This is a genomic window from Actinophytocola sp. (assembly GCF_035634895.1).
GTDB lineage: Bacteria > Actinomycetota > Actinomycetes > Mycobacteriales > Pseudonocardiaceae > Actinophytocola.
Genome location: NZ_DASQCC010000216.1, coordinates 55,961 through 79,547, shown reverse-complemented (window position 1 = coordinate 79,547; position 23,587 = coordinate 55,961). Strand labels below are relative to the sequence as shown.

Below are 23,587 nucleotides of genomic sequence, written 5' to 3'. Positions count from 1 at the left end.
TCACGATAGGCCGGAATCGCCAACCGGGGGAGTGCGGTTGAGGTTGCCGGACCGGAAAGGTGCGATCTCCACCGGCACGTCCGTGAATCCCGACTCCGTCAGGGCCACACCCAACGCCGGGAGCGGTCGCGCCGTCAGGTGTGCGTCGATCTCCACGCGTACGGCGGTTTCCAGGTCGCGGACGCGCAGGTCCGTCGTGTGCACGCCGGCGTCGGACAGCACGGCTCGGACGGCGGTCTCGGCGCGGTCGACGCGGGCCAGCCGGTACGGGGTGATCGTCAGCCCGTACCGCACCCGGCTCGCCAGGCACGGCGTCGCCGGCTTCTCGGCCGTGGGCAGGGACCATTCGCGGCTGATGGCGCGGACCGCTTCCTTCGTCAGGCCCGCGTCGCGGAGTGGGGTGCGGACGCCTCGTTCGTCGCCCGCTCGGATGCCCGGGCGGAACGGGTCCACCGCGTCGTCCGCGTTCGTGCCGGTGGCCACCGTCGCCACGCCTTCCTCGGCCGCCGTCGCGGTGATCGCCGTCAGTACCGTCGACTTGCAGAAGTAGCAGCGGTCGCGGCCGTTCGCCCGGTAGCCGGCGCTCGCCAGCTCGTTCGTCCTCGGTGTCCGGTGCCGTACGCCCAGCGACTCCGCGAACGCCGCCGCCGGCGCCAGCTCCGCCGCCGCCAGGCTCTCCGACACCGCCGTCACCGCCAGCACTCGCTCGGCCCCCAGCGCACGGACCGCCGCCGCCAGCACCAGCGCCGAGTCCGCGCCACCCGAGTACGCCACCGCCACCGAGCCGTAGCCCGCCACCTCCGCCAGGAGCCGTCGCGCCGTCATGAGATCTCCCGTCGAGCCCGCGCCGCCACCTCGCGCAGCGGCAACCCCAGCCGCGCCGCCACGGCCGCCACGTCGTCGTGTTCCGGCTTCGCGCCGTACGGCCCGATCTTGACCCGGACCGGGTGGCCGTCCACGTGGACGGTCTCGAACCGGCGGGGCAGCACGTCACGGTCCACTGTGGACCGCCGCAGGCCGAGGGAGCCGGTCTCCGTGAGCACCAACGTGGCCAGGGCGTCCGCCCGCGACGCGGGTGCCAGCACGCTCACCACGTGGCCGGGACGGCCCTTCTTCATCGTGACCGCCGTGAGCCACGCGTCCAGTGCGCCGGCCGCCAGTGCCTTCGACACGGTGTGGCCCAGCGTCTCGCCGGTGACATCGTCCACAGTGGTCTCCAGCAGCACCGCCCGCGTGGCCGGCGCGGCCGGCTCGGCCAGCGTCACCGCCACCACGTTCGGGCGGTCCGCCAGCCGTCGATGTCCCGCGCCGTACCCGGTCCGGACCGGCCGCATCACCGGCACCGCCTCGAAACGGGCCGGCAGCGCACGGACCAGTGCTGCGGCCGTCGGCGTCACCGTCTCCCCACGCAGGTCCGTGCCGGTCGTGGTCGCACCGGCCAGCAACGCCAGCGTCGCGGGTGCCGGGCACGGGAGCACGCCGTGCGCGGTGCGCACCGCGCCGGTACCGAGCGGCAGCGGCGCGCAGTACACGTCGGTGACGTCGAGCGCGTGCAGTGCCGCGGCGACGCCGACCACGTCGACGATCGTGTCGTGACCGCCCAGCTCGTGCAGGTGCACGGAGCCCGGGTCGGTGCCGTGCAGCGCGGCCTCGGTCTCGGCGATCGCGGTGAGGGCGCGGACCGCGACCTCGGCGACCGGCGCCGGCGCGGCGGCGGCGAGTGCGATCAGCTCGGCCGCGTGCCGGGTGGTCGCCGTGTCCGTGACCGTCACGGTGACCCGCGTCGCGGTCAGGCCGTGTTCGACGACCCGCTCGACACCCAGCTCCCATCCGGTCAGCCCCGTAGCCGCCACCGCCGCCCGGATCGCCGCCACCGGCGCGCCCGCGTCGATCAGGCCCGCCAGCAGCATGTCGCCCGCCAGCCCGGACGCCGGGTTCAGCCAGCAGATCATCGCGCCATCCGGTGTGCGGCCAGCGCGGCGGCGAAGCCCGAGTCGATGTTCACCACGGTCAGCCCCGCCGCGCACGAGCTGAGCATCCCCAGCAACGCCGTGACGCCCTCGAACGCCGCGCCGTAGCCGGTCGACGTCGGCACCGCCACCACCGGCGCCGCGACCAGGCCGCCCACCGCACTTGCCAGCGCGGCCTCCATGCCGGCGACCACGATCACGCAGTCGGCCGCACGCAACGTGTCCACCCGGGCCAGCAGGCGGTGCAGCCCGGCGACACCGACGTCCGACACCCTCGTCACGCCGAGGCCGACCGCCGTCGCCACCCCCGCGGCCTCGGCCGCCACCGGGCCGTCCGCGGTGCCGGCCGTCACGATGACCACCGAGAACTCCCGCGGGGGCGCGGGACGCCACACCAGCAGCCGGGCCTCGGCGTCGTGCGTGCCGTCCGGCACCCGCGCCAGCACGGTCCCCGCGTCGGCCGCCTCGATCCGGGTCACCAGCACGGGACCGGTGTTGTGCGCCAACAGCGCCGAGACGATGGCGGTCACCTGCGACGGGGTCTTGCCCGGCCCGTACACGATCTCCGGCAGGCCCTGGCGCCGCTCGCGGTCCAGGTCGAGCGTCGCGAAGCCGAGGTCCCGGGTCCGGCGCTCGTGATCCGCTCCGCGAGCGCCGCTCATCCGCCCGCCACGTACGGGATCGTCTGCGGCCCCTCGGGCAGCACGCACACCCGCGCCGCCGGACCGGCCGCCGCGACCGTCGCCGCCACGTCGTCGGCGAACTCCAGGTGCGCCGACGCCAGGTCGGCCGCGGACAGCGACGAGCTGTGCACCGCCACCCGGCAGTCCGCGAGGATGCGGGCCTGGATCTGCACCTGCCACTGGTCCGGCACGGTCTTCGGCCGCGCCTCGATCTCGGCCAGCAGGCCTGCGGGGGACGCGGCGCTCGCCAGGACCTCGCGGTACGAGCCGTGGTCCGGGAACCCGTCCCGGCACTCGGCCGCGCACACGATCAGCCCGCCCGGCCGCACGACCTGGTACGCCGCCGACATCCCCTTCACCGCCTGGTACAGGTTCTGGTCCAGCGGGAAGCCCGAGTTCGTCGTGACCACCACGTCGAACCGGTCCGGCACCGCGCGCATCGCCATCGCCCGTGCCGTCTGCACGGCGGCCGCGTGCATCGGGAGCAGGTCGCCGCCGAACGCGGCCACGATGTCCTTGTCCCGGTTGAGAACCACGTCCAGCGCGAACGTCACGCCGGTGGCCGCCGCGATGGCTCGGACGTCGTCGTGGACCGGGTTGCCCTCGATGACGCCCCACGTCGCGCGCGGGTCGCCGATGCGGGCCGCGTCATGCAGGACCAGCACGGTGTCCAGGGCGGCCAGGCCGGGGGCGACCATCTTCGGGCCGCCGGAGAAGCCCGCGAAGAAGTGCGGCTCCACGAACCCCGTCGTGAGCCGGACGTCCGCGTCCGTCCACTCGCGACTCAGCCACACCGGCACGTCGTTGCCGTGCCGGCCCATCCAGCGCAGCGACGACGAGTCGCGGGCGTCGTGGTTGACGATCCGCACCGAGTCGACGACCTCGTCGCCGAACATCGCGCGCAGCTCCTCGGGCGAGTTGCCCCGGTGGGTGCCGGTGGCGACGAGGATGACCACGTCGTCCAGGTCGACGATCCCGTCCAGCTCCGCCAGGATCGCGGGGATCATGAGCTGTCTCGGCTGCGGCCGGGTGCCGTCGCACGCGGAGATCGCGACCGTCCGTCCCTTCTGGACCCGGTCGCGCAGCGGCGGCCCGGCGACGGGGTTGCGCAGGGCGTCGACCAGAACCGCCGTCTGGTCGGGTGCCGCCTCGTGGTGCACCGGCTCGATCACGGTGGTGCGGGCGGCGTCGAGGTCGACGGTCAGGCCCGTCTCGCCGTACGCCAACCGGATGCTCACCATGCCGCTGCCACCTCGTCCAGCTCCGCCCACAGCCTATCCGGAATCTCGGTCGCGAGGTGGACGGCGTTCGCCTCGACCTCGGCCGGTGTGCGGGCGCCGGTCACCACCGAGGTGACCGCGTGGTGCCGCAACGGAAACTGCAGTGCCGCCGCCGGCAGCGCGACCCCGTGCCGGGCGCACGCGTCGGCGAGCAGCGCGACCCGCTGCCGGACCACCGGCGGCGCCGGCTGGTAGTCGAAGTGCGCGTCCGGCCCGGGCGTCGCGAGGACCCCGCTGTTGAACACGCCCCCGACGACGACCTCCACCCCGCGCGACGCGCACAGCGGCAGCAGCTCCGCCGCCGCGCTGCGGTCGAGCAGCGTGTACCGGCCGGCGACGAGCACGCGGTCGATGTCCGTCTCGGCCACGAACCGCGCCAGCATCCCGGCCTGGTTCATGCCGACGCCGATCCTGCCCACCGCGCCCTCGGCACGCAGCCGGGCCAGCGCGGGGTACGCGGCTCCGACCGCCTCGTCCCAGTAGTCGTCGGGATCGTGGATGAACAGGGTGTCGAACCGTGCCAGGCCGGTGCGTTCGAGACTCTCGGCGAGCGAGGCGTGGACGCCCGCCGCCGAGTAGTCCCGCACCCGCACCAGCTCGGTCGCGCCGGGGAACCCTTCCGTCCCACCCGTTCCCGGCCGCAGCAGCCGGCCGACCTTCGTCGACACCGTGAACTCGTGCCGTGGCTTGCGCCGCAGGAACGCGCCGAGCCGGCGTTCCGCCACCCCGACGCCGTAGTGCGGCGCGGTGTCGAAGTAGCGGATCCCCGCCGACCACGCGGACTCCAGCGTCGCCAGCGCGGTCGCGTCGTCCAGCTCCTCGTACAGCCCGCCGATCGCGGCGGTGCCGAGCCCGATCGTCATGCCCGGCCGGTTACGCGTCGTCGCCCGCCGAACACCGGCGTGCCGTCAGGATCCGGTCGCCGGAATCTCATCGCTCTCCTCGATGTCCGGCCACAGACCCGTGTCGTGCACGCGGCGCAGCCAGCGTTCGGTCGTGGTGATGTGCATGAGCGCGGCGGCCTGCGCGAGCACGCCGTCGCCGTCGGCGAGCGCGTCGTAGATGGCCTCGTGCTCCGCGAGCGTGCGGTCGGTGGCGCTGGCCTCGACCATGCCGCGCCACACCCGGGCGCGGTACGTGCCGCTCGCGATGCCGTCGAGCAGGGTGGTGAGGGTCTCGTTGCCGGTGGCGGCGATGACCTCGCGGTGGAAGGCGGCGTCGTGCTGGTTGAGCAGCTCGACGTCGTCGGCCGCGGCACGCATCGCCTCCAGGTGGCCGCGGATCCTCACGAGGTGGGCCGGCGACATGCGTTGCGCGGCGAGGCCGGTGGCGACCGGCTCGAACAGCCTGCGCACCTCGGTCAGCTCCAGCAGCGTGTTGCCGTGCATGAGCTCCACGGCGAGCCCGAGGCCCTCCAGCAGGACCGCGGGCGCCAGGCTCGTCACGTACGTGCCGTCGCCGCGCCGCACGTCGAGCACCCTGGCGACGGCGAGCGCCTTCACCGCCTCCCGCATGGGCGAGCGGGAGATGCCCAGCTCCGCCGCGAGCTGCTGCTCGGGCGGGAGTCTCGACCCCGGCGGCAGCTTCCCGGACTGGATCAGCGACCGGATACGGGCGATCGCCTCGTCGGTGAGTGACACGCGTTGACCGTACCGCCAGACATGTGATGTCTGCAATGCACAGACCTCATATGTCTGCGGTGACTGTCGGAGTCTTTCTGGCCAAATCGGCAAGGGTATGGACAATCGTGCGGCGGTCCTCTACATATACATATGTTGTTTCCGGTCCCGCCGAGTTGAGGTGGACTCTCTCGTGACAGAACTGATCGACGCGGTCGACGTGGTCGACGTGCGCTTCCCGACCTCCCGCGAGCTGGACGGGTCGGACGCCATGAACCCGGAGCCGGACTACTCGGCCACCTACGTCACCGTGCGTACGAGCGACGGCCGGCAGGGCTACGGCCTCGCCTTCACGGTCGGGCGCGGCAACGAGATCACGGTCGCGGCGGTCCGCTCGCTCGCACAGTTGGTGGTCGGGCTGCCGCTCGCCGAGGTGTTCGGCGACCCGGGCGCCTTCTCGGCCCGGCTCACCCGCGACAGTCAGCTGCGGTGGCTCGGCCCGGAGAAGGGGGTGATCCACATGGCGGCCGCCGCGATCGTCAACGCCGTGTGGGACCTGCGGGCCCGGCACGAGAACAAGCCCGTGTGGGAGCTCTTGGCGGACCTGCCGCCCGAGGAGTTGGTGTCCCTCGTGGACTTCCGGTACCTCACCGACGCGCTCACCCGCGACGAGGCCCTGGACCTCCTGCTGGCCGCCGAGCCCGGTCGCGCCGAGCGGAAGAAACTGCTGCTGGCACAGGGTTATCCCGCCTACACGACCACGCCCGGCTGGCTCGGCTACACCGACGACAAGCTCGTCCGTCTCGCGAAGGAGGCGGTGGCCGACGGCTTCACGCAGATCAAGCTCAAGGTCGGCGCGGACCCGGTCGCCGACGAGCGCAGGCTGCGGCTCGCGCGGGACGCGGTCGGCCCGGACGTGCGGATCGCGGTCGACGCCAACCAGGCCTGGGGTGTGCCGCAGGCCATCGAGTGGCTGCGCCCGCTCGCGCCCTACGACCCGTACTGGATCGAGGAACCGACGTCACCGGACGACGTGCTCGGCCACGCGACCATCCGCAAGGCGGTCGCGCCGATCAAGGTCGCGACCGGCGAGCACACGCACAACATCGTGATGTTCAAGCAGCTGCTGCAGGCCGGCGCGATCGACGTGCTGCAGCTGGACGCGAGCCGGGTCGCCGGCGTGACCGAGAACGTCGCGATCCTGTTGCTGGCGGCCAAGTTCGGCGTTCCGGTGTGCCCGCACGCCGGTGGGGTCGGGCTTTGCGAGATGGTGCAGCACCTGGCGATGTTCGACTACGTCGCGGTCACCGGCACCACCGAGGACCGGGTGATCGAGTACGTCGACCACCTGCACGAGCACTTCGTCGACCCGGTGGTCATCCGGCGCGGCCACTACGTCGCGCCCCGCACACCTGGCCTGGGCGCCCGCCTGCACGCCGAGTCGGCCACCCGGTTCGAGTTCCCGGACGGCGCCGAGTGGACCGTGGCGGTGGCCGGATGAAGGTGATCATCACCGGCGGCGCCTCCGGCATCGGCCTCGCGACCGCGACCCTGCTGGCCGGTCAGGGCGCCCAGGTGGCCTGCCTTGACCTCGAACCCGGCGTGCCGGCGCCACTGGTCGGCGTCAAGGCCGACGTGGCCGACGACGAGTCGGTGCGGGCCGCGGTCGAGTCGGCCGCCGAACGGCTCGGCGGCCTCGACGTACTCGTCAACAACGCCGGCATCGGCGCGGCCGGCACGGTCGAGGACAACCCGGACGACGAGTGGCGCCGCGTCTTCGAGGTCAACGTGTTCGGCATCGTCCGCACCACCCGGGCCGCGCTGCCGTACCTGCGCCGTTCGGCCCGGGCCGCGATCGTCAACACCTGCTCGGTGGCCGCGGTCGTCGGCCTCCCGGACCGGGCGCTCTACTCCTCGTCCAAGGGCGCGGTGCTGGCGCTCACCCGCGCCATGGCGACGGACCTGCTCGCCGACGGTGTGCGCGTCAACTGCGTCAACCCCGGCACCGTCGACACGCCCTGGGTGGGCCGGCTGCTCGACGCCGCGGCCGACCCGGCGGCCGAGCGGGTCGCGCTCGCCGCCCGCCAGCCCACCGGCCGGCTCGTCACCGCGGACGAGGTCGCGGCCGCCATCGCCTACCTCGCCTCGCCCGCGGCCGGCGCCGTCACCGGCACCTCGCTCGCCGTCGACGGCGGCATGCACGACCTGCGGCCCAGGCGCTAGTCCGCTCGACGTTTCCAGGCCCGAGTTCACAGCAAACACAAAGGAGTGTGCGGGATGCGATTCCGCGATCTTGGCGCGATCCTCATCGCGTTATCGACGGCGGCGGGACTCGCCGCGTGTGGCAACACCTCGACGAGCGGATCCGGCGGCGGCACCATCGGCGTCGACTACCCCCGGTCGGACACCGACTTCTGGAACTCCTACATCAGCTACGTGCCCAAGTTCGGCAAGGAACTCGGGCTCGACCTCAAGACCACCAACTCCCAGAACGACGTCGCCGCGCTCACCTCGAACGTGCAGACGTTCATCAGCCAGGGCGTCAAGGGAATCGTGATGGCGCCGCAGGACACCGCGGCCATCGCGCCGGCGCTGAAGCAGTTGGCCAGCAAGAAGATCCCGGTCGTCAGCGTCGACACGCGGCCCGAGGACGGCGACGTCTACATGGTCGTGCGGGCCGACAACCGCGCGTACGGCGAGAAGGCGTGCCAGTTCCTCGGCGCCAAGCTCGGCGGCAAGGGCAAGGTCGTGATGCTGCAGGGCGACCTCGCGTCGATCAACGGCCGGGACCGCACCGAGGCGTTCAACGACTGCATGAAGAACGACTTCCCGAGCATCGAGGTCTTCGGTGAGGCCACGAACTGGGACGCCAACACCGCGTCGCAGAAGCTGCAGACCGACCTGACCGCGAACCCGGACATCAAGGGCGTGTACATGCAGTCGAGCTTTGCGCTGCCCGGCACGCTGCAGATCCTGCGCCAGCGCGGCCTGCTCGTGGCGCCGGACGACCCGAAGCACGTGTTCGTGGTGTCCAACGACGGCATCCCCGAGGAGCTCGAGAAGATCGCCGACGGCAACATCGACGCCACGGTCTCCCAGCCCGCCGACCTGTACGCGAAGTGGTCGCTGCAGTACATCAAGGACGCCGTCGCCGGGAAGAAGCACAAGGCTGGCCCGACCGACCACGACAGCACGATCATCCAGGTCCGGCCGGGACTCATGGAGGACCAGCTGTCCGCGCCGCTGGTGACCAGCGACGGCGCGACGTTCGGCGACGTCAAGAGCGTCAAGTACGACGACAAGTCGCTGTGGGGCAACAACCGCGATGCGAACTGACATGGCGGGCACGCCGGTGGTCGAGGCGCTGGGGATCACCAAGCGCTTCGGCTCCACCGTCGCGCTCGACGACGTGGGCCTCGCCGTCCTGCCCGGGCAGACGCACGCGCTCGTCGGACGCAACGGCGCGGGCAAGTCCACGCTCGTCTCCGTCCTCACCGGACTGCACGCGCCGGACGCCGGCACCGTGCTGTTCGGCGGGGAACCCGCGCCGCGACTGTCCGACCGGGACGGTTGGCGGCACCGGGTGGCGTGTGTCTACCAGCGGTCCACGGTGATCCCGGAGCTGACCGTCGCGGAGAACCTGTTCCTCAACCGGCACCAGCGCGGCCCGACCGGCCTGATCAGCTGGCGGCGGCTGCGGCAGGAGGCCAGGCGGCTGCTGGCCGAATGGTCGGTCGAGGTCGACCCGCGCCTGCCGGCGGGCGAGCTGGGCGTCGAGGACCGGCAGTTCGTCGAGATCGCGCGGGCGCTGTCGTTCGGCGCCCGGTTCATCATCCTCGACGAGCCGACCGCGCAGCTCGACGCGGGCGCGATCAGCCGGCTGTTCGACCGCGTCCGCGGGCTGCAGGAGCAGGGCGTGACCTTCCTGTTCATCAGTCACCACCTGCAGGAGGTCTACGAGATCTGCGACACCGTCACGGTGTACCGGGACGCGAGGCACATCGTCACGGCGCCGGTCGCGGAGCTGTCGAAGGCGGACCTGGTGGCCGCCATGACCGGCGAGGCCCGCCCGGGTGCGGCCGCCGCCGACCGGCACGGCACGCCGGGCGAGGAGTCGGTACTGACGCTCGCCGGCCTCTCGCTCGCCGGCCACTACGCCGGCATCGATCTCGACGTGGCCGAAGGCGAGATCGTCGGCCTCGCGGGTGCGGGCGGCAGCGGCAAGGCGGAGCTCGCGGAGACCATCGTCGGGCTGCGGAAGGCGGACGCGGGCACGGTCTCGATCGGCGGCCGGGTACCGCGTCCCGGCGACGTGCCATCGGCGTTGGCCGCCGGAGCCGGGTTCGTGCCCCAGGACCGGCACCACCAGGGGTTCGTCGCCGACATGTCCATCGCGGACAACACCACGCTCTCGATCCCGCGCCGCATCGGGCCGGCCGGGTTCGTCAGCGGCGCGCGGCGGGACGCCGTCGCCCGCACGATGATCGACAACCTGGCGATCAAGACGCCCGGACCGGACCTGCCGGTTTCCGGCCTGTCCGGCGGCAACCAGCAGAAGGTCGTGATGGCGCGGGCACTCGCCGACGACCCGCGCCTGCTGGTGCTGATCACCCCGACGGCCGGTGTCGACGTGCGGTCCAAGGAGTTCCTGCTCGGCAAGGTCACCGACGTCGCCGACCGGGGGACCGGGGTGGTGATCGCCTCCGACGAGCTGGACGACCTGCGTGGCTGTGACCGCGTGCTGGTGATGTTCCAGGGCCGGATCGTCGCCTCGTTCCCGCGTGGCTGGCAGGACCACGAGCTGGTGGCCGCCATGGAAGGAGTGGACCTGCATGTCTGAGACCACCGAGATGGCGCCACCGGTCGCGCCGTCCGCGCCGCCGGACAGGGGCGGCCGCATCGCGCTCGCGAAGCTGCGTGACCTCGCGCTGATCCCGGCCATCGTGGTGATCTGCGTGCTCGGGCAGCTCGTGAACCCGGTGTTCCTGCGCTACGACAACCTGATCAACGTCCTGCAGACGATGTCGGAGATCGCGCTGCTCGTGCTGGCCCAGACGATCGTGCTCGTGGTCGGCAAGATGGACCTGTCGCTCGAGTCGACGTTCGGTCTCGCGCCCGGGATCGCCGCGTATCTCACCATCACTGGCCAGGGGCTCGGACTGCTGCCGGGGGGCTGGGCCATTCCCGTGACGCTCGCGGTCGGCGTCGTGATCGGCGTGATCAACGCGATGCTGATCGTCCGGTTCGGGCTCAACGGGTTCATCGTCACGCTCGGCATGCTGATCGTCCTGCGTGGCCTGCTCACCGGTATCAGCGGCGGCCAGACGTTCTTCGACCTCCCACCGTCGATGATGTACCTGGGCAGCACGACGTGGTTCGGTGTGCCGGCGTCGATCTGGCTGTGCCTGCTGCTGTTCGCGGCCGGTGTCGTGGTGCTCGGGTTCACGAGCGTCGGGCGGTCCCTGTACGCGATCGGCGGCAACATCGACGCGGCCAAGGCCGCCGGCATCCGGACCGACCGGGTGCTCGTCGGCGCGCTGGTCACGGCGAGCCTGCTTGCCGCCCTGGGTGGCCTGCTGCTGTCCGGCCGGCTGGCCTCGGTGGCCGCCGCACAGGGCAACGGCGCGATCTTCACGGTGTTCGCCGCGGCGGTGATCGGCGGCGTGAGCCTCAACGGCGGCCGCGGCACCGTGTTCGGCGCGTTCACCGGAATCCTGCTGCTGTACCTCATCCAGAACGTGCTCACCCTCGCGGGCGTGCCGGCGCAGTGGATCGGCGCGCTCAACGGCGCGATCATCCTCGTCGCGCTCGTGCTGTCCCGGATCACCAGCGGCCGCAAGCAGGACTAGGGAGTCCACTGTGGAGAGAGCCGGCCTCGGGCGTGGTGGCCCTCAGCGCGTGACGAACACGGCCACCGTGCGTGCCGGCACGGTGAACGTGCCGTCACCGCGGTACGAGGAGGTGCGGACCACCGGATCGGATCCGTTGGCCTGTACCGGATGCAGGCGGTAGTGGGCGCCGGCCAGTGCCGGCACCGTCTGGGTGGCGGGCTGGTCGGTTGCGTTGAACACCACCACGACGCCTGCCCAGCGCGGATCGAGGTCGCGCCCCGCGTGGTCGTCCAGTGCCATGACGATCACGCCCGGCGTCTGGTTCGGCCCACCGACCGGGAAGCTCACGCGCCGCTGGATCGCGTCGGCGGAGCCGAGCCGGAACAGCGGTGACGAGTACCTGATCCGCAGCAGGTCCAGTGCCTGCCGGTGCGCGGCCAGGATGTCCGGCCCGTGCGGTTCGAGCGCCCGGTCGGACAGCAGCGGCCGCATGTAGTCCCATTTGGACTCGTTGTCGGCACGCGGCGGCAGCCCGGACCCCCAGGTGGACTCCCGGCCCGTCCAGTCGACGCGGTTGAACCAGTCGCCGGAGTTGTAGCTGTTGCGGTCCAACGACTTCGATCGCAGCAGGTCGCTGCCCGCATGCCAGAACGCCGGGCCCTGGCCCAGACAGGTGGTGGCCAGCGCGACCGTGTTCATCCGCACCCGGTCGGCCATCGAGGTCGCCCGCGGCAGCTTGTACTGCTCGACGTCGAACAGCGTCTCGTTGTCGTGCGCGTCGACGTAGGTGATCGTCTCGCCCGGATCGGCGGCGTAGCCGGCCGGCTGGCCGTTGTAGTCGACCTGCGCGCCGGACACGAGCGCGCCCTCGCGGTCGACGAACCGGTAGTCGCGCAGGTTGCCGGTCAGGCCGACCTTGATCTGGTCCTGGTACAGCAGAAGGCGAGCCCGCTGCTGTTCCGGTGTGCCGTTCACCGGGTCGCCGTTCGGGTCGGTGTACAGCCCGGTCGCGAAGCCCTGGATCCTCGGGTCGTCGTCGAACGGGCCGCCGCCGCGCACGGCGTCGCGCAGCCGGTCGGAGAACGTGCCGACGCCGGTGCCGGCCATGTTGAGCTGGGTGGCCTGCACGAACCGGGCGTCGTTCGCGACCTCGCCGAAGTTCCAGCCCTCGCCGTAGAGGTAGACCCGCCTGCCGTCCACACCGTCCCTGGCGAGGGTGAGCTTGTCGAGCGCCTGGCGCACCGCGAGGATGTTCGCCTTGGGCTGGTGGCCCATCAGGTCGAACCGGAAGCCGTCCACCTTGTACTCGCGGGCCCAGGTGACGACCGAGTCGACCACGAGCTTGCCCATCATGCGGTGCTCGGTGGCGGTGTTGGCGCAGCAGGTCGAGTTCTCGACCGCGCCGGTGGCCGACAGCCGCTGGTAGTAGCCGGGGACGATCCGGTCCAGGACGGAGTTCGGGTCCTGGCCGGCGGCCGGGGTGTGGTTGTAGACGACGTCCATGACCACGCGCAGGCCGGTGTCGTTGAGCGCGCCGACCATCTGGCGGAACTCGCGGGTGCGGGCCGGGCCGTCCGGGTTGGTGCTGTAGGAGCCCTCCGGGGTGGTGTAGTGCAGCGGGTCGTAGCCCCAGTTGAAGCCGTCGGTGTCGCGGACGGGTTCGACGCAGGCCTGCTGGTCCTCGGCCGCCGGCCCGAACGACCCGAGGTCGCACCCCGGGGTCTGCTGCTGGTCCCTGCGTTCCTCGATGCTCGCGATGTCGTTGGTGGGCAGCAGATGCACGGTGTTGAGCCCGGCGCCGGCGAGGTCGCGCAGCTGCCGCATGCCGGCGCTGCCGCGATCGGTGAAGGCGAGGTAGGTGCCGCGGTGGGCGGCGGGCACGGTGTCGTCGGTGATGGAGAAGTCGCGGACGTGCAGCTCGTAGATCGTCGAGTCCTCCGGCTGGGGGAGCGCCGGCTTGCGCAGCCGGTCCCAGCCGGCCGGTTCGAGCGCGGGATCGTCGAGGTCGGCGAGGACGGACCGCGCGGAGTCGGTGGTGAGCCCGAGCGAGTACGGGTCGGTGACGACGTTGGTGACGATCTGGTCGAGCGCGGGAACGTAGACGGTGACGACGAAGGCGTAGCGGGCGTCGTGCCAGCGGCGGTCGCCCCGGGCGTGCCAGACACCGTCGCGGTCGCGGGACATGGGGAGGCGTTGGTCGCCGAGCAGGAGCTCGACCCGTTTGGCCGTGGGCGCCCAGAGGGCGAGCGAGGGCTGCCCGTCCCGCCAGACCGGGCCGAGCCGCTCACGGGCGGCGCCGGCGTAGACGTCGTCGAGCACACCGGGGAGCTGGACGCCGGTGACGTCGGCGAGCCGGCCGGCCGCGTCGAAGGCGGCGACGGCGAGCTGACCGGTGAGGAGGTCCCTGAGCGCGGTACGCGGCACCCGGAGCGCCTCGTACCCGGCGAGGTGCGGGTACTGCCTGGCGAGGTCGGCCGGGAGGGGTTCGAGCGCGAGGGGCAGGAACTCGCCGCTGACGCCGTCGCCGGTGACGGTCAGCCCGCCGGCAGGGGCGTGGTAGAGCCGGAAGGTCGTGGCGGTCGGGGGGACGTCGAAGGCGATGACGTCGCGGCGCAGCCACTGGGCGCGCGCGGAGCGCAGGTCCGGCGGCGCGGTCCCGGCGGACACGGTGAGGACGTGGGTGGCGAGCGCGTAGGAGAACGTCGTGCGGTCCCCGTCGGCGGTCACGGTGAAGGGGATGTTGGCGCCGTCGCGGACGCCGCCCGCGCCGTAGTTCTCGGCCCAGGACAGGCCGTGGGCGACCTTCGTCTCGTACTGCCCGGCGGGGATGGCGGTGGTGGCGAAGGTGTAGACGCCGTCGCCGTCCGGGTCCCGCAGCTCGGAGAGCGTGCAGTCCGGCGCCCAGTCACCCGGACAGCCCAGCTCGCTCTGGAAGCTCCCCGGCGCGGTGATGACCAGTTCGTCCGCCGCCGCTGGTGCCACCGGCGCCAGGGTGACCAGGGCGGCGACAACGGTCAGCAACCTTTTCCTCATCACGACTCCCGACACTGGGCGGTGGTGGCCACACACACTCTGCCGGCAGATCCGGCGCCGTCAATCAGGCGATCGGCGGTCACCGGCGCCGCGCGGGACTCGATGTGCGCGAACGCGGGACTCGGTGTGTTTGAACGCGGGACTCGCGGTGTTTGGACGCGGGACTCGCGGCGGCCTCCCGTTGGATCACACTGGGGGAGTGACGATGCCTGAGTTCCCACCCTCCGCCCACAGCACCCTGCCCCAGGACGGCGCGGCCGGCGCGCTCGTCGGGCGAGTCTGGCGTCCCGACCTCGGCGGCCCCTCGGTGGTCGCGGTCCGGGAGGACGGCGTCCACGACGTCACCGCCGGCTTTCCCACCGTGCGTGACCTGTGTGAGTCGGAAGACCCCGCCGGAGCACTGCGCGTGGCGACGGGCGAGTATCTCGGCGACCTCGACGCGCTGCTCGCCAACACCCCCGTCGATACCCGCGACCCGGCCCGGCCCTGGCTCCTCGCCCCCGTCGACCTCCAGGTGATCAAGGCGGCCGGCGTCACCTTCGCCATCTCCATGCTCGAACGCGTCATCGAGGAGCGCACCGGCGGGGACGCGGGTGGCGCCTCGGCCGTCCGAGCCGGGATCGGCACCCTCCTCGGCGGCGACCTCGCCGATCTCCGGCCCGGTTCACCGGAGGCGGCCGAGCTCAAGAAGATGCTCATCGATCAGGGGCTGTGGAGCCAGTACCTCGAGGTCGGCATCGGCCCCGACGCCGAGATCTTCACCAAGGCACCCGTGCTCGCCGCCGTCGGCACCGCCACCGACGCCGGCATCCACCCCGACTCGCGCTGGAACAACCCGGAGCCCGAGGTCGTCCTCGCCGTCGCCTCGACGGGACGGATCGTCGGGGCCACCCTCGGCAATGACGTCAACCTCCGGGATGTCGAAGGGCGCTCGGCCCTCCTGCTCCCCAAGGCCAAGGACAACAACGCCTCGGCCGCCGTCGGCCCGTTCCTCCGCCTGTTCGACCCGGGCTTCGGCCTCGACGACGTCCGCACGGCCACCGTCACGCTCACCGTCGACGGCGCCGACGGCCACCACCTCGACGGCGACTCCTCCATGACACAGATCAGCCGCGACCCCGAGGACCTGGTCGCCCAGCTCCTCGGCCCGCACCACCACTACCCGGACGGCGCCGCCCTCTACCTCGGCACCATGTTCGCCCCCATCCAGGACCGCGACGCGGACGGCCAGGGCTTCACCCACCACGTCGACGACATCGTCACCGTCTCGACACCCACCCTCGGCGCCCTCGTCAACCGGATCCGCACCAGCGACACCTGCGAACCCTGGGCCTTCGGCATCGCCGACCTCCTCCGCAACCTCGCCGGCCGGGGCGTGCTCCAGGGCCCCGCGCCGGGAAGCGGTGGTTGAGCCGCTGGGCTGCCGACTCGGCTGCGACACCAGCAGCGCTCGGTGATGGCAACGCTGACCTGCGTGCACGCGGCCGGTCCCTGCCTGCCAACCCGCACAGCGCCCTGACCAGCCAGATGTCTCGCAGTGCTCGACGACCAGCGGCTGAGACGCACCAGCCTGTCGCATCACCAACCGGTGCGGACCCCACCAGGGACCCGCGCCGGGGAATGCGGTGAGAGGCCGCCGAATCGGCTGCCAGGCCACCAGCACTGCTCGGTCATGCCGACGACGCTGACCTGCGCGCACGCGTTCGGTTCCTGCGTGCCAACCCGCACAGCGCCCTGACCAGCCACATGCCTCGCAGTGCTCGGCCACCAGCGGCCGAGACGCACCAGCCTGTCGCATCACCAACCGGTGCGGACCCCACCAGGGACCCGCGCCGGGAATGCGGTCGCCGGGAACCCGGACAACGCCCTGACTAGGTCGTCAGGCAGAACGGGTGTCCGGCCGGGTCGGCGAACACGCGGAACGACGGCTCGCTGGCCGGCAGCCGGACCGCGCCCAGCTCCAGGGCCAGTGCCTCTCCCTCGTCGAGGTCGTCCACCAGGATGTCCAGGTGGGCCTGCTGCGGCGCGGCGGGGTCCGGCCAGCGGGGCGCCGTGTACTCCGCGACCTGCTGGAACATCACGCTCTTGCCGTAGCCGGTGATGAAGGCGCCCTCCGGCCCCGTGTAGGTGACCTCCATGCCCATCAACGCGGCATAGAACCCTGCGAGGCCGGCCGCGTCCGGTGCGTCGATCGTCGGTGCGAACAGGCCCATCTCGGGGCCGACGCCCTCGCGTTCGCAGAGGTCGAACGGGTGGCCGGCCGGGTCGGCCAGCGTCACCCAGCTCTCGCCGTCCGCCAGCCGGGTGGCACCCAGCTCCTCCGCACGCCGGGCCGCCGCCTCCCGCCCCTCGATCAGCAGGTCGAGGTGGACCTGCTGGGGCAGGTCCTGGCCGGGCCACTTCGGCGCCACGTGGTCGGGCGCGCGCTGGAACGCGACCTCCTGGCCGTCACCGGCACGCAGCGTGATCCAGTCCGGCGTCGTGCGCACCGTCTTCCAGCCGGTCAGCTCCGTGTAGAAGGCGGCGACCTTCTCGATGTCCTGCGCGTCGAGCGCGACCAGTTCCAAACGTCCCGTCTTCGTCATGCGCGCATCATGCACCCGAGCACCGACAGAAGCCGGTCGGAGCCGCCGCGGCCTGCGGCAACAGCCACCGAACCCACCCGGCAGAAGCCCGGTCAGCGAAGGCGGACCGGGAGGGACTCCAGGCCACGCATGAGGTTGCTCTCGCGCCAGCGCAGGTCGGCCGGGTCGGCGTCCAGTGCGAGGTTCGGGAAGCGGTCGATCAGCCGGCCGATCGCGACCTGGCCCTCCAGCCGGGCCAGCGGCGCCCCCAGGCAGAAGTGGATCCCGTGGCCGAAGGCCAGGTGGCCGTTCGCGCCGCGGGTGATGTCCAGCTCCTCCCCGTCGGTGAACCGGTCCCCGTCCCGGTTCGCCGAGCCCAGTGCCACCAGCACGAACTCGTCCGCGGGGATCCGCACCCCGCCGATCTCCACCGGTTCCACGGTGTACCGCAGCGTCGCGTGCGCCAGCGGACCGTCGTAGCGCAGGAACTCCTCCACGGCCCCCGGCAGCAGCGTCGGGTCGTCGCGCAGCGCGGCCAGCTGGCCGGGATGGCGCAGCAGCGCCAGCGTGGCGTTCCCGATCAGGTTCACCGTCGTCTCGTGGCCGGCGACCAGCAGGAGGAACGCCATCGACACCAGCTCGGTCTCGGTCAGGCTGTCGCCGTCCTCGTCGCGGGTGTTGGTCAGGGCGCTCAGCATGTCCTCCGCCGGGTCGGAGCGCTTGGCGGCGATCAGCCCCCGCAGGTACCCGGTCATCGCGCGGCCGGCGGCCGCGATCTTCGCCGACTCGGCCGTGGACAGCAGTATCGTCGTCCAGCCACGGAAGTCGTCGCGGTCCGCGTGCGGGATCCCCAGCAGCTCGGAGATCACCGTGACGGGCAGGGGGAACGCGAAGTCCTCCACCAGGTCCGCCCTGTCGGGCAGCGAAGCCAGCAGGTCCTCGGTGATCTCCTCGACCCGCGGGCGCAGCTGCTCCACCCGCCGCATCGTGAACGCCGCGGCGACCAGCTTGCGCAGCCGCGTGTGGTCCGGCGGGTCGCTGTTGAGCATGTGCGCGGCCAGCTCCGGCCCGAACCCGCCACGGCCGCCCGACCTGCTGTGCCGCGCGATCAGGTCGTACATCTGCCGCATGTCCTTGTGCAGCGCGGGATTCGCGAGGGCCTCCCGGGCGTCGGCGTAGCGGGTCACCACCCACACCTTCAGTCCGCGTGGCATCCGCGCCTCGCGGACCGGCGCCTCCTCCCGCAGGCGCCGGTAGAAGCTGTACGGGTCCTGCATGACGTCCCCGGCCAGGCTCACCGGCGTGGTCGTCCCGGGCATGGCGCTCCCTTCCTCACGGTGACGTTCCGCCTCCACTCTGGCACCATCCGCTCCTCCCACGGCAGAGACGCCGCCGAGACGCCGCCGAAAAGCCGCGCGCACGGACGGCCTTTGCATGGCGGCACGTGTCGGCTACCGTGTTTTGGGAGCGCTCCCAGAAAGTTCTCGAAGGAGAGAGCATGAAGCAACGCCTGGCGGTGCTGTGCACCCTGCTCGCGGTCGTGCTGGCGTTGACCGGAGTGCCGCGGCTGGAGGCCGTAGCGCAGGTCAGCGGCACCGGCACCGGCTACCTGCACACCAGCGGCAACAAGATCGTCGACAGCACCGGCGCCACGGTCCGGCTGACCGGGCTCAACTGGTTCGGGATGGAGACCGACAACAAGACGTTCCACGGGCTGTGGGCCAACGTGACGTGGCGCTCGCAGCTCGACCACATGGCGCAGCTCGGGTACAACACGATCCGCGTGCCGTACTCGAACGACGCGCTGAAGCCCGGCGCGGTGGCGACCGGCATCAACGACTACGTCAACCCCGACCTGGTCGGGCTGTCCCCGCTGCAGATCCTCGACAAGGTGATCGACTACGCGGGGCAGAAGCACATGCGGATCATCCTCGACCGGCACCGGCCGACCAGCGCCCAGCAGACCGCCCTCTGGTACACGCCGGCCGTCTCCGAGACGACGTGGATCAACGACTGGAAGGCCCTCGCGCAGCGCTATGCCGGCAACACCACGGTGATCGGCGCGGACCTGCACAACGAACCGCATGCCGAGGGCACCAACCCGCAGGCGACCGGCGCGTGCTGGGGCTGCGGTGACACCGCCCGCGACTGGCGGCTCGCGGCCGAACGCGCCGGCAACGCGATCCTGTCCGTCCAGCCGAACTGGCTGATCTTCGTCGAGGGCGTCAGCTGTCCCAGCGGCGGCAACTCCAACATCTGGGACGGCGACCCCAGCAACGACGAGGACTGCGGCTGGTGGGGCGGCAACCTGTCCAAGGCGGGGGCGTTCCCCGTTCGGCTGAACACGGCCAACCGGCTGGTCTACTCGCCGCACGAGTACGCGACGTCGGTGTACGACCAGACGTGGTTCCACGCACCGGACTACCCGGCGAACCTGCCCGGGATCTGGGACAAGTACTGGGGTTACCTGTACAAGCAGAACATCGCCCCGCTGATGATGGGTGAGTTCGGCTCGACGCTGGCCAACCCGGTCGACAAGGTGTGGCTGCAGAAGCTCATGCAGTACACCGGAACCGGCGCGAGCGGCATGTCCTTCACGTACTGGTGCTGGAACCCCAACTCGGGCGACACGGGCGGCATCGTGTCGGACGACTGGGTGACGGTGAACCAGGAGAAGCAGACCATCCTGCAGCCGTACCTGATCTCGCCGAGCTGACCCGAACACGACGGAGGACGCCTTTCCCACGCCCGGTGTGACGAAGGCGTCCTCCGTCGTGATCCCGCCCCGGCACGGGCGGCGAGCCGGAACTCATTCGCGGTGCTACCTTGGGAAACAGGGCGGGCCGGGTGTTCCGGGAGTGACCGCCCCCGGTTGCCTGCGGGGGACCGCATGGAGATGTGGTTGATCTGGTTGGTGGCCGCGGTTCTGCTGGGCACCGCGGAGATCTTCACCCTGACCGCGGCGCTCGGTGTGCTCGGCGCCGCCGCCCTCGTGCCGGCCGGGCTCGCCGCGCTCGGGCTGCCGCTGCCCGTGCAACTGCTCGCGTTCGCCTTCGCCTCGGTGGTCGGGGTGGTGCTGGTACGGCCGGTCGCGCTCGAGCACATGCGCCGCCCGCAGCTGGAGCGGTTCGGCGTCGACGCGCTCGTCGGCAGGCGCGCGTTCGTCCTGCGGGAGGTCAGCGACCGGGACGGGCTCGTGCGGATCGGCGGGGAGGACTGGACCGCGCGCTCCTTCGACGACCTCACCGTCATCCCGGCCGGCGCCGCGGTCAACGTCATGCGCATCAGCGGCACGACGGCTTACGTTTACCCATTGGAGTGAGCCATGGAACTGTTCGTCGTCACCATCCTGGTCGTGTTGCTGGTCGTCTTCGTCGTGTTCCGGACGGTGCGTATCGTGCCGCAGGCCCGTGCCCGCAACGTCGAGCGGCTGGGCCGGTACAGCCGGACGCTCCAGCCCGGCCTCAACTTCGTCATCCCGTTCGTCGACCGCGTGTACTCGGCGATCGACCTGCGCGAGCAGGTCGTGTCCTTCCAGCCCCAGCCGGTCATCACCGAGGACAACCTCGTCGTCGAGATCGACACCGTGCTGTACTTCCAGGTCACCGACCCGCGTGCGGCCGCCTACGAGATCGCCAGCTACCTCCAGGCCGTCGAGCAGCTGACGGTCACCACCCTGCGCAACGTCGTCGGCTCGATGGACCTCGAGGTGACGCTGACCTCGCGCGACACCATCAACAGCCAGCTGCGCGGCGTGCTCGACGAGGCCACCGGCAAGTGGGGCATCCGCGTCAACCGGGTGGAGATCAAGGCCATCGACCCGCCGAAGACGATCAAGGACGCCATGGAGAAGCAGATGCGGGCCGAGCGGGACAAGCGCGCCGCGATCCTCGGTGCCGAGGGGCAGCGGCAGTCCCAGATCCTCACCGCGGAGGGCGACAAGCAGGCCGCGGTGCTCCGCGCGGAAGGCAACCGCACCGCCCAGATCCTCAAGGCCGAGGGCGAGGCGAAGGCCATCGAGACGGTCTTCCAGTCCGTGCACCGCAACGACCCCGACCCGAAGTTGCTGGCCTACCAGTACCTGCAGACGTTGCCACAGCTCGCACAGGGCCCCAACAACACGTTCTTCGTGATCCCGAGCGAGCTGACCGCGGCGCTCAGCGGGGTGTCGAGGGCGTTCACCGAGGTGCTGCCGAAGTCGGCGGCCACCCGGCAGACCACGCCGGAGGAGGAGGTGGCCGCGGCCGAGGTGGCGGCGGCGGCCGACGCCGCGGCGGAAGCGGTCGCCGACGCGGCCGACGCGGAGAAACCCGCGAAGAATTCGGCTGGTGTGCCGGGCCAGAATCGTGACTAGTATCACAGTCATGGACTACGAAGACGTCGTCGTGACGTTCACCACCGACAGCAAGCAGCTCGCCGACACGATGGCGGCCGAGGTCGCGGGTACCGAGTTCACGTGCTGCGCGCACATCGAGGGCCCGGTGCGGCGGGTGCACCGGTGGCACGGACGGCGACACTCGACCGAGCAGTGGCGTGTCGAGATCGAGGTCATGCCCGACGGTGCCAGCGCACTGCTGGACCACATCACCGTCCACCACGGCGACGAGATCCACGACCTGGTGGTGTCGGAGAAGGTCCGCCACCTCGTCACTAGTCCGCCTCCCCGGCATTTCTGAGTGTGGGTCGCGTCCCGGCGACGGTGCCGGCGTCGAGGTGGATCGTGGCTGGGTGGCGTCACGTTCCCCTGAGGTAACTGCTGCTCGGGGCGCGGGTTTCGCGCAAAGAACCATGGGACAGGCATTGCCTGGGCCGCCCTGGGCCGTGTGGCGGGTTAAGGCTCGGTGAGGGTGTTCCGCCGGGTGTCGCCGCCGCCCAGCTCCTCCGTGATGGCGCCGACGGTGCGGAGGAGGGCCGACTCCATGTCGGTGGCCTCCTTGGGCAACGACGACGTGGTGCCCACCAGTGCCACCGTCGCGGCCACGTCGTGTTCGTCGAAGACGGCCGCGGCCAGGACCACGCCGTCGACCGCCGGGATGCGGATCCGGGTCAGTCCTCGGGACCGGCAGCGCGGCAGGTGACGATCCAGCTTCGCCCGTTCGTCCTCCCCGATGCGGGACAGGTAGCGCTCGAACCGCTCCTTGTCGCCGGACAGCGCCACGAACAGCCTGGTCTGCGCCGAGTCCGGCCCCAGCGTCGACCCGATCCGGACCGTGATCAGGATCGGGTGCGTCCCCGCCTCCGACACCAGCGACACCACCGGCCCCGACGCTCCCCACAGCGACAGCACCACCGTCAGTCCGGTGTCGACGGACAGCGCGTCCATGTGCCGCGGCGCCAGGTCCAGCACCCGCCGCTGCCCCTGCGCCACCGCGCCCAGCTGGAGCATCAACCTGCCGGGCACGTACACCGTCGCGTCGTCCGGGGCGCGTTCCAGGATCTCGTCCAGCACCATCGACGTGAAGTAGCGGTGCAGCGTCGTCCGATTCAGTCCCACCCGGGCGGCCGCCTCCGCGACGGTCAGCCGCGGGCTCATGAGCGTGAAGAGCCTCAGGATCTCCGCGACGCGGTGCACCGCCTGGATGTCGCCGGTGCCGCCCCCGCTCGTCACGCTCACTCGTCCACCCCTGCCGCCTGCGCTGGTGGTGGGACTATACGCAGCCCAGCAGCTGAGCCGCGTTTCCACCCGTCATCGCCCTGATGTCGGCCGGGGCGACGCCGTCGTCCAGCAGCACCCGCACCATCCGGCGGTACGCCGTGACCGGCAGCGGGTTGTTCTTCTGGCCGAGGTCGGACGAGAAGATCGTCCTACTGGCACCCGCCGCGCGGTAGTACTCGGCGATCCGCTTGAACGGCTCGGGTTTCGGCTCCCGGCCGACCAGCATCGCGAGGCAGTGTTCCACGTGTACGCCCTGGCGGCACCACCGCTCGATGTGCTCCGGCGTCGCCCCGAGGACGAAGTCGGGATGGCTCACCACGATCCGCGTGATGCCCGCCTCCACCGCGCCAGGGACCAGCACGTCGATCTCCGCCGCCGGCAGGTGCCCGCAGTTCAGGATCGCGTTCTCCGCGGCGATCACGTCGAGGACGTCGTGGGTCGCGGCGGAGAGCCGGCCGTCGTCCAGCACGGTGATCGGCTCGTTGTCCCGCAGGGGGATCCCGGCGACGGGGAACCCGCTGTGGTTGTGCGCGTGGAAGTCGAGGTGCGCCCGCGAGGCGATCGTCGGGAACCACACCACCCGGCCGCCCATCCGCAGTGCCAGCTCGACCGCGTACGGGTTGAGCCCGCCGACCGTGTTGTTGAGCGCGACGCCGCCGTAGACCTTGACCGGGATGTCGGCGAGGCCGGCCTGCTCCAGCGCCAGGATGTCGGTCTGCATGCTGTGGTGGTGCGACTTCGCCACGAGTGCGCGGAACCCCACCGTGGCGGCGTCGGCAGCCGCGTCCAGGATGGACATCCTGCGCGGGAACGGGCTCGGGCCGGGGTGGGTGTGCAGGTCGACGGCGCCGGTGAGCAGGTCGTCCACCTCCGGGTCCGGCCGGCGCCGGTCCGCGTCGAGCGTCGGGTCCCACAGCTCACTCATGGTCTGTGTCATGGTTCGTCCCTCTC

Annotated in this window: 21 protein-coding genes; 10 read left to right on the top strand and 11 right to left on the bottom strand. The window is 71.6% G+C overall.

The annotated features are described in order from the left end of the window. The 6 genes from larE to VET29_RS33355 are packed head-to-tail and all read right to left on the bottom strand — an operon-like array spanning nucleotide 1 to nucleotide 5,573. Complete coding sequence (gene larE, locus VET29_RS33380; protein WP_324928206.1) at nucleotides 1-825, bottom strand: ATP-dependent sacrificial sulfur transferase LarE; 825 nt, start codon at nucleotides 823-825, stop codon at nucleotides 1-3. Then, nucleotides 822-1,952 (bottom strand): nickel pincer cofactor biosynthesis protein LarC, encoded by a 1,131-nt coding sequence (gene larC, locus VET29_RS33375; protein WP_324928204.1) that lies wholly within the window; start codon nucleotides 1,950-1,952, stop codon nucleotides 822-824. Before larC ends, larE begins: the two co-directional genes overlap by 4 nt. Then, the gene (gene larB, locus VET29_RS33370) at nucleotides 1,949-2,632 is read right to left on the bottom strand and encodes a nickel pincer cofactor biosynthesis protein LarB (protein ID WP_324928202.1); all 684 of its coding nucleotides are present in this window, start codon (nucleotides 2,630-2,632) and stop codon (nucleotides 1,949-1,951) included. Before larB ends, larC begins: the two co-directional genes overlap by 4 nt. After that, complete coding sequence (larA, locus tag VET29_RS33365) at nucleotides 2,629-3,894, bottom strand: nickel-dependent lactate racemase (RefSeq protein ID WP_324928200.1); 1,266 nt, start codon at nucleotides 3,892-3,894, stop codon at nucleotides 2,629-2,631. Before larA ends, larB begins: the two co-directional genes overlap by 4 nt. Next, a complete protein-coding gene (locus tag VET29_RS33360) occupies nucleotides 3,888-4,796 on the bottom strand; it encodes an aldo/keto reductase (RefSeq protein WP_324928198.1) in 909 nt (302 codons plus the stop codon). Before VET29_RS33360 ends, larA begins: the two co-directional genes overlap by 7 nt. Nucleotides 4,797-4,841: 45 nt before the next feature. Continuing rightward, a complete protein-coding gene (locus tag VET29_RS33355; RefSeq protein WP_324928196.1) occupies nucleotides 4,842-5,573 on the bottom strand; it encodes a FadR/GntR family transcriptional regulator in 732 nt (243 codons plus the stop codon). A gap of 172 nt (nucleotides 5,574-5,745) precedes the next feature. On the opposite strand from VET29_RS33355, the gene VET29_RS33350 reads away from it, so the two are divergent. From VET29_RS33350 to VET29_RS33330, 5 genes are read left to right on the top strand one after another with little or no spacing between them, the layout of a single operon-like run. After that, entirely contained in the window at nucleotides 5,746-7,053 is a 1,308-nt protein-coding gene (locus VET29_RS33350; RefSeq protein WP_414636682.1) for an enolase C-terminal domain-like protein, read from the top strand. Next, nucleotides 7,050-7,775, top strand: coding sequence for an SDR family oxidoreductase (locus VET29_RS33345; protein WP_324928192.1), 726 nt, complete (start codon nucleotides 7,050-7,052; stop codon nucleotides 7,773-7,775). The genes VET29_RS33350 and VET29_RS33345 overlap by 4 nt, the downstream gene beginning before the upstream one ends. 54 nt (nucleotides 7,776-7,829) lie before the next feature. Next, nucleotides 7,830-8,888 (top strand): sugar ABC transporter substrate-binding protein, encoded by a 1,059-nt coding sequence (locus VET29_RS33340; RefSeq protein ID WP_324928190.1) that lies wholly within the window; start codon nucleotides 7,830-7,832, stop codon nucleotides 8,886-8,888. Nucleotide 8,889: 1 nt separating this feature from the next. Further along, a complete protein-coding gene (locus VET29_RS33335) occupies nucleotides 8,890-10,392 on the top strand; it encodes a sugar ABC transporter ATP-binding protein (RefSeq protein ID WP_324928230.1) in 1,503 nt (500 codons plus the stop codon). Further along, nucleotides 10,385-11,401 carry an ABC transporter permease gene (locus tag VET29_RS33330; protein ID WP_324928188.1) on the top strand — a complete coding sequence of 339 codons (1,017 nt, stop codon included), beginning with the start codon at nucleotides 10,385-10,387 and terminating at the stop codon, nucleotides 11,399-11,401. Before VET29_RS33335 ends, VET29_RS33330 begins: the two co-directional genes overlap by 8 nt. A 42-nt stretch (nucleotides 11,402-11,443) precedes the next feature. On the opposite strand, the gene pulA is transcribed toward VET29_RS33330, so the two are convergent. Beyond that, entirely contained in the window at nucleotides 11,444-14,416 is a 2,973-nt protein-coding gene (pulA, locus tag VET29_RS33325; RefSeq protein ID WP_324928186.1) for a pullulanase-type alpha-1,6-glucosidase, read from the bottom strand. Between the two features lie 205 nt (nucleotides 14,417-14,621). On the opposite strand from pulA, the gene VET29_RS33320 reads away from it, so the two are divergent. Further along, complete coding sequence (locus tag VET29_RS33320) at nucleotides 14,622-15,827, top strand: fumarylacetoacetate hydrolase family protein (protein ID WP_324928184.1); 1,206 nt, start codon at nucleotides 14,622-14,624, stop codon at nucleotides 15,825-15,827. Between the two features lie 460 nt (nucleotides 15,828-16,287). Here the strand turns inward: VET29_RS33320 and VET29_RS33315 are convergent, their stop codons facing one another. Both VET29_RS33315 and VET29_RS33310 read right to left on the bottom strand, forming a co-directional pair. Continuing rightward, a complete protein-coding gene (locus VET29_RS33315) occupies nucleotides 16,288-17,001 on the bottom strand; it encodes a VOC family protein (RefSeq protein WP_324928182.1) in 714 nt (237 codons plus the stop codon). Nucleotides 17,002-17,093: 92 nt separating this feature from the next. Further along, complete coding sequence (locus VET29_RS33310; RefSeq protein WP_324928180.1) at nucleotides 17,094-18,299, bottom strand: cytochrome P450; 1,206 nt, start codon at nucleotides 18,297-18,299, stop codon at nucleotides 17,094-17,096. A 179-nt stretch (nucleotides 18,300-18,478) separates the two neighbouring features. Between VET29_RS33310 and VET29_RS33305 the strand changes: the two genes are divergently transcribed. From VET29_RS33305 to cutA, 4 genes are all read left to right on the top strand, one after another. Continuing rightward, a complete protein-coding gene (locus VET29_RS33305) occupies nucleotides 18,479-19,696 on the top strand; it encodes a glycoside hydrolase family 5 protein (RefSeq protein WP_324928178.1) in 1,218 nt (405 codons plus the stop codon). Between the two features lie 180 nt (nucleotides 19,697-19,876). Further along, the gene (locus tag VET29_RS33300) at nucleotides 19,877-20,302 is read left to right on the top strand and encodes an NfeD family protein (RefSeq protein ID WP_324928228.1); all 426 of its coding nucleotides are present in this window, start codon (nucleotides 19,877-19,879) and stop codon (nucleotides 20,300-20,302) included. 3 nt (nucleotides 20,303-20,305) lie between these two features. Further along, a complete protein-coding gene (locus tag VET29_RS33295) occupies nucleotides 20,306-21,334 on the top strand; it encodes an SPFH domain-containing protein (RefSeq protein ID WP_324928176.1) in 1,029 nt (342 codons plus the stop codon). A gap of 10 nt (nucleotides 21,335-21,344) precedes the next feature. Further along, nucleotides 21,345-21,656, top strand: coding sequence for a divalent cation tolerance protein CutA (gene cutA / locus VET29_RS33290; protein WP_324928174.1), 312 nt, complete (start codon nucleotides 21,345-21,347; stop codon nucleotides 21,654-21,656). A gap of 155 nt (nucleotides 21,657-21,811) precedes the next feature. On the opposite strand, the gene VET29_RS33285 is transcribed toward cutA, so the two are convergent. Continuing rightward, on the bottom strand, nucleotides 21,812-22,594 hold the full coding sequence (locus VET29_RS33285; RefSeq protein WP_324928173.1) for an IclR family transcriptional regulator: 783 nt from the start codon (nucleotides 22,592-22,594) through the stop codon (nucleotides 21,812-21,814). A gap of 34 nt (nucleotides 22,595-22,628) precedes the next feature. Beyond that, entirely contained in the window at nucleotides 22,629-23,573 is a 945-nt protein-coding gene (locus VET29_RS33280) for a DUF6282 family protein (protein WP_324928171.1), read from the bottom strand. Nucleotides 23,574-23,587 lie beyond the last annotated feature (14 nt).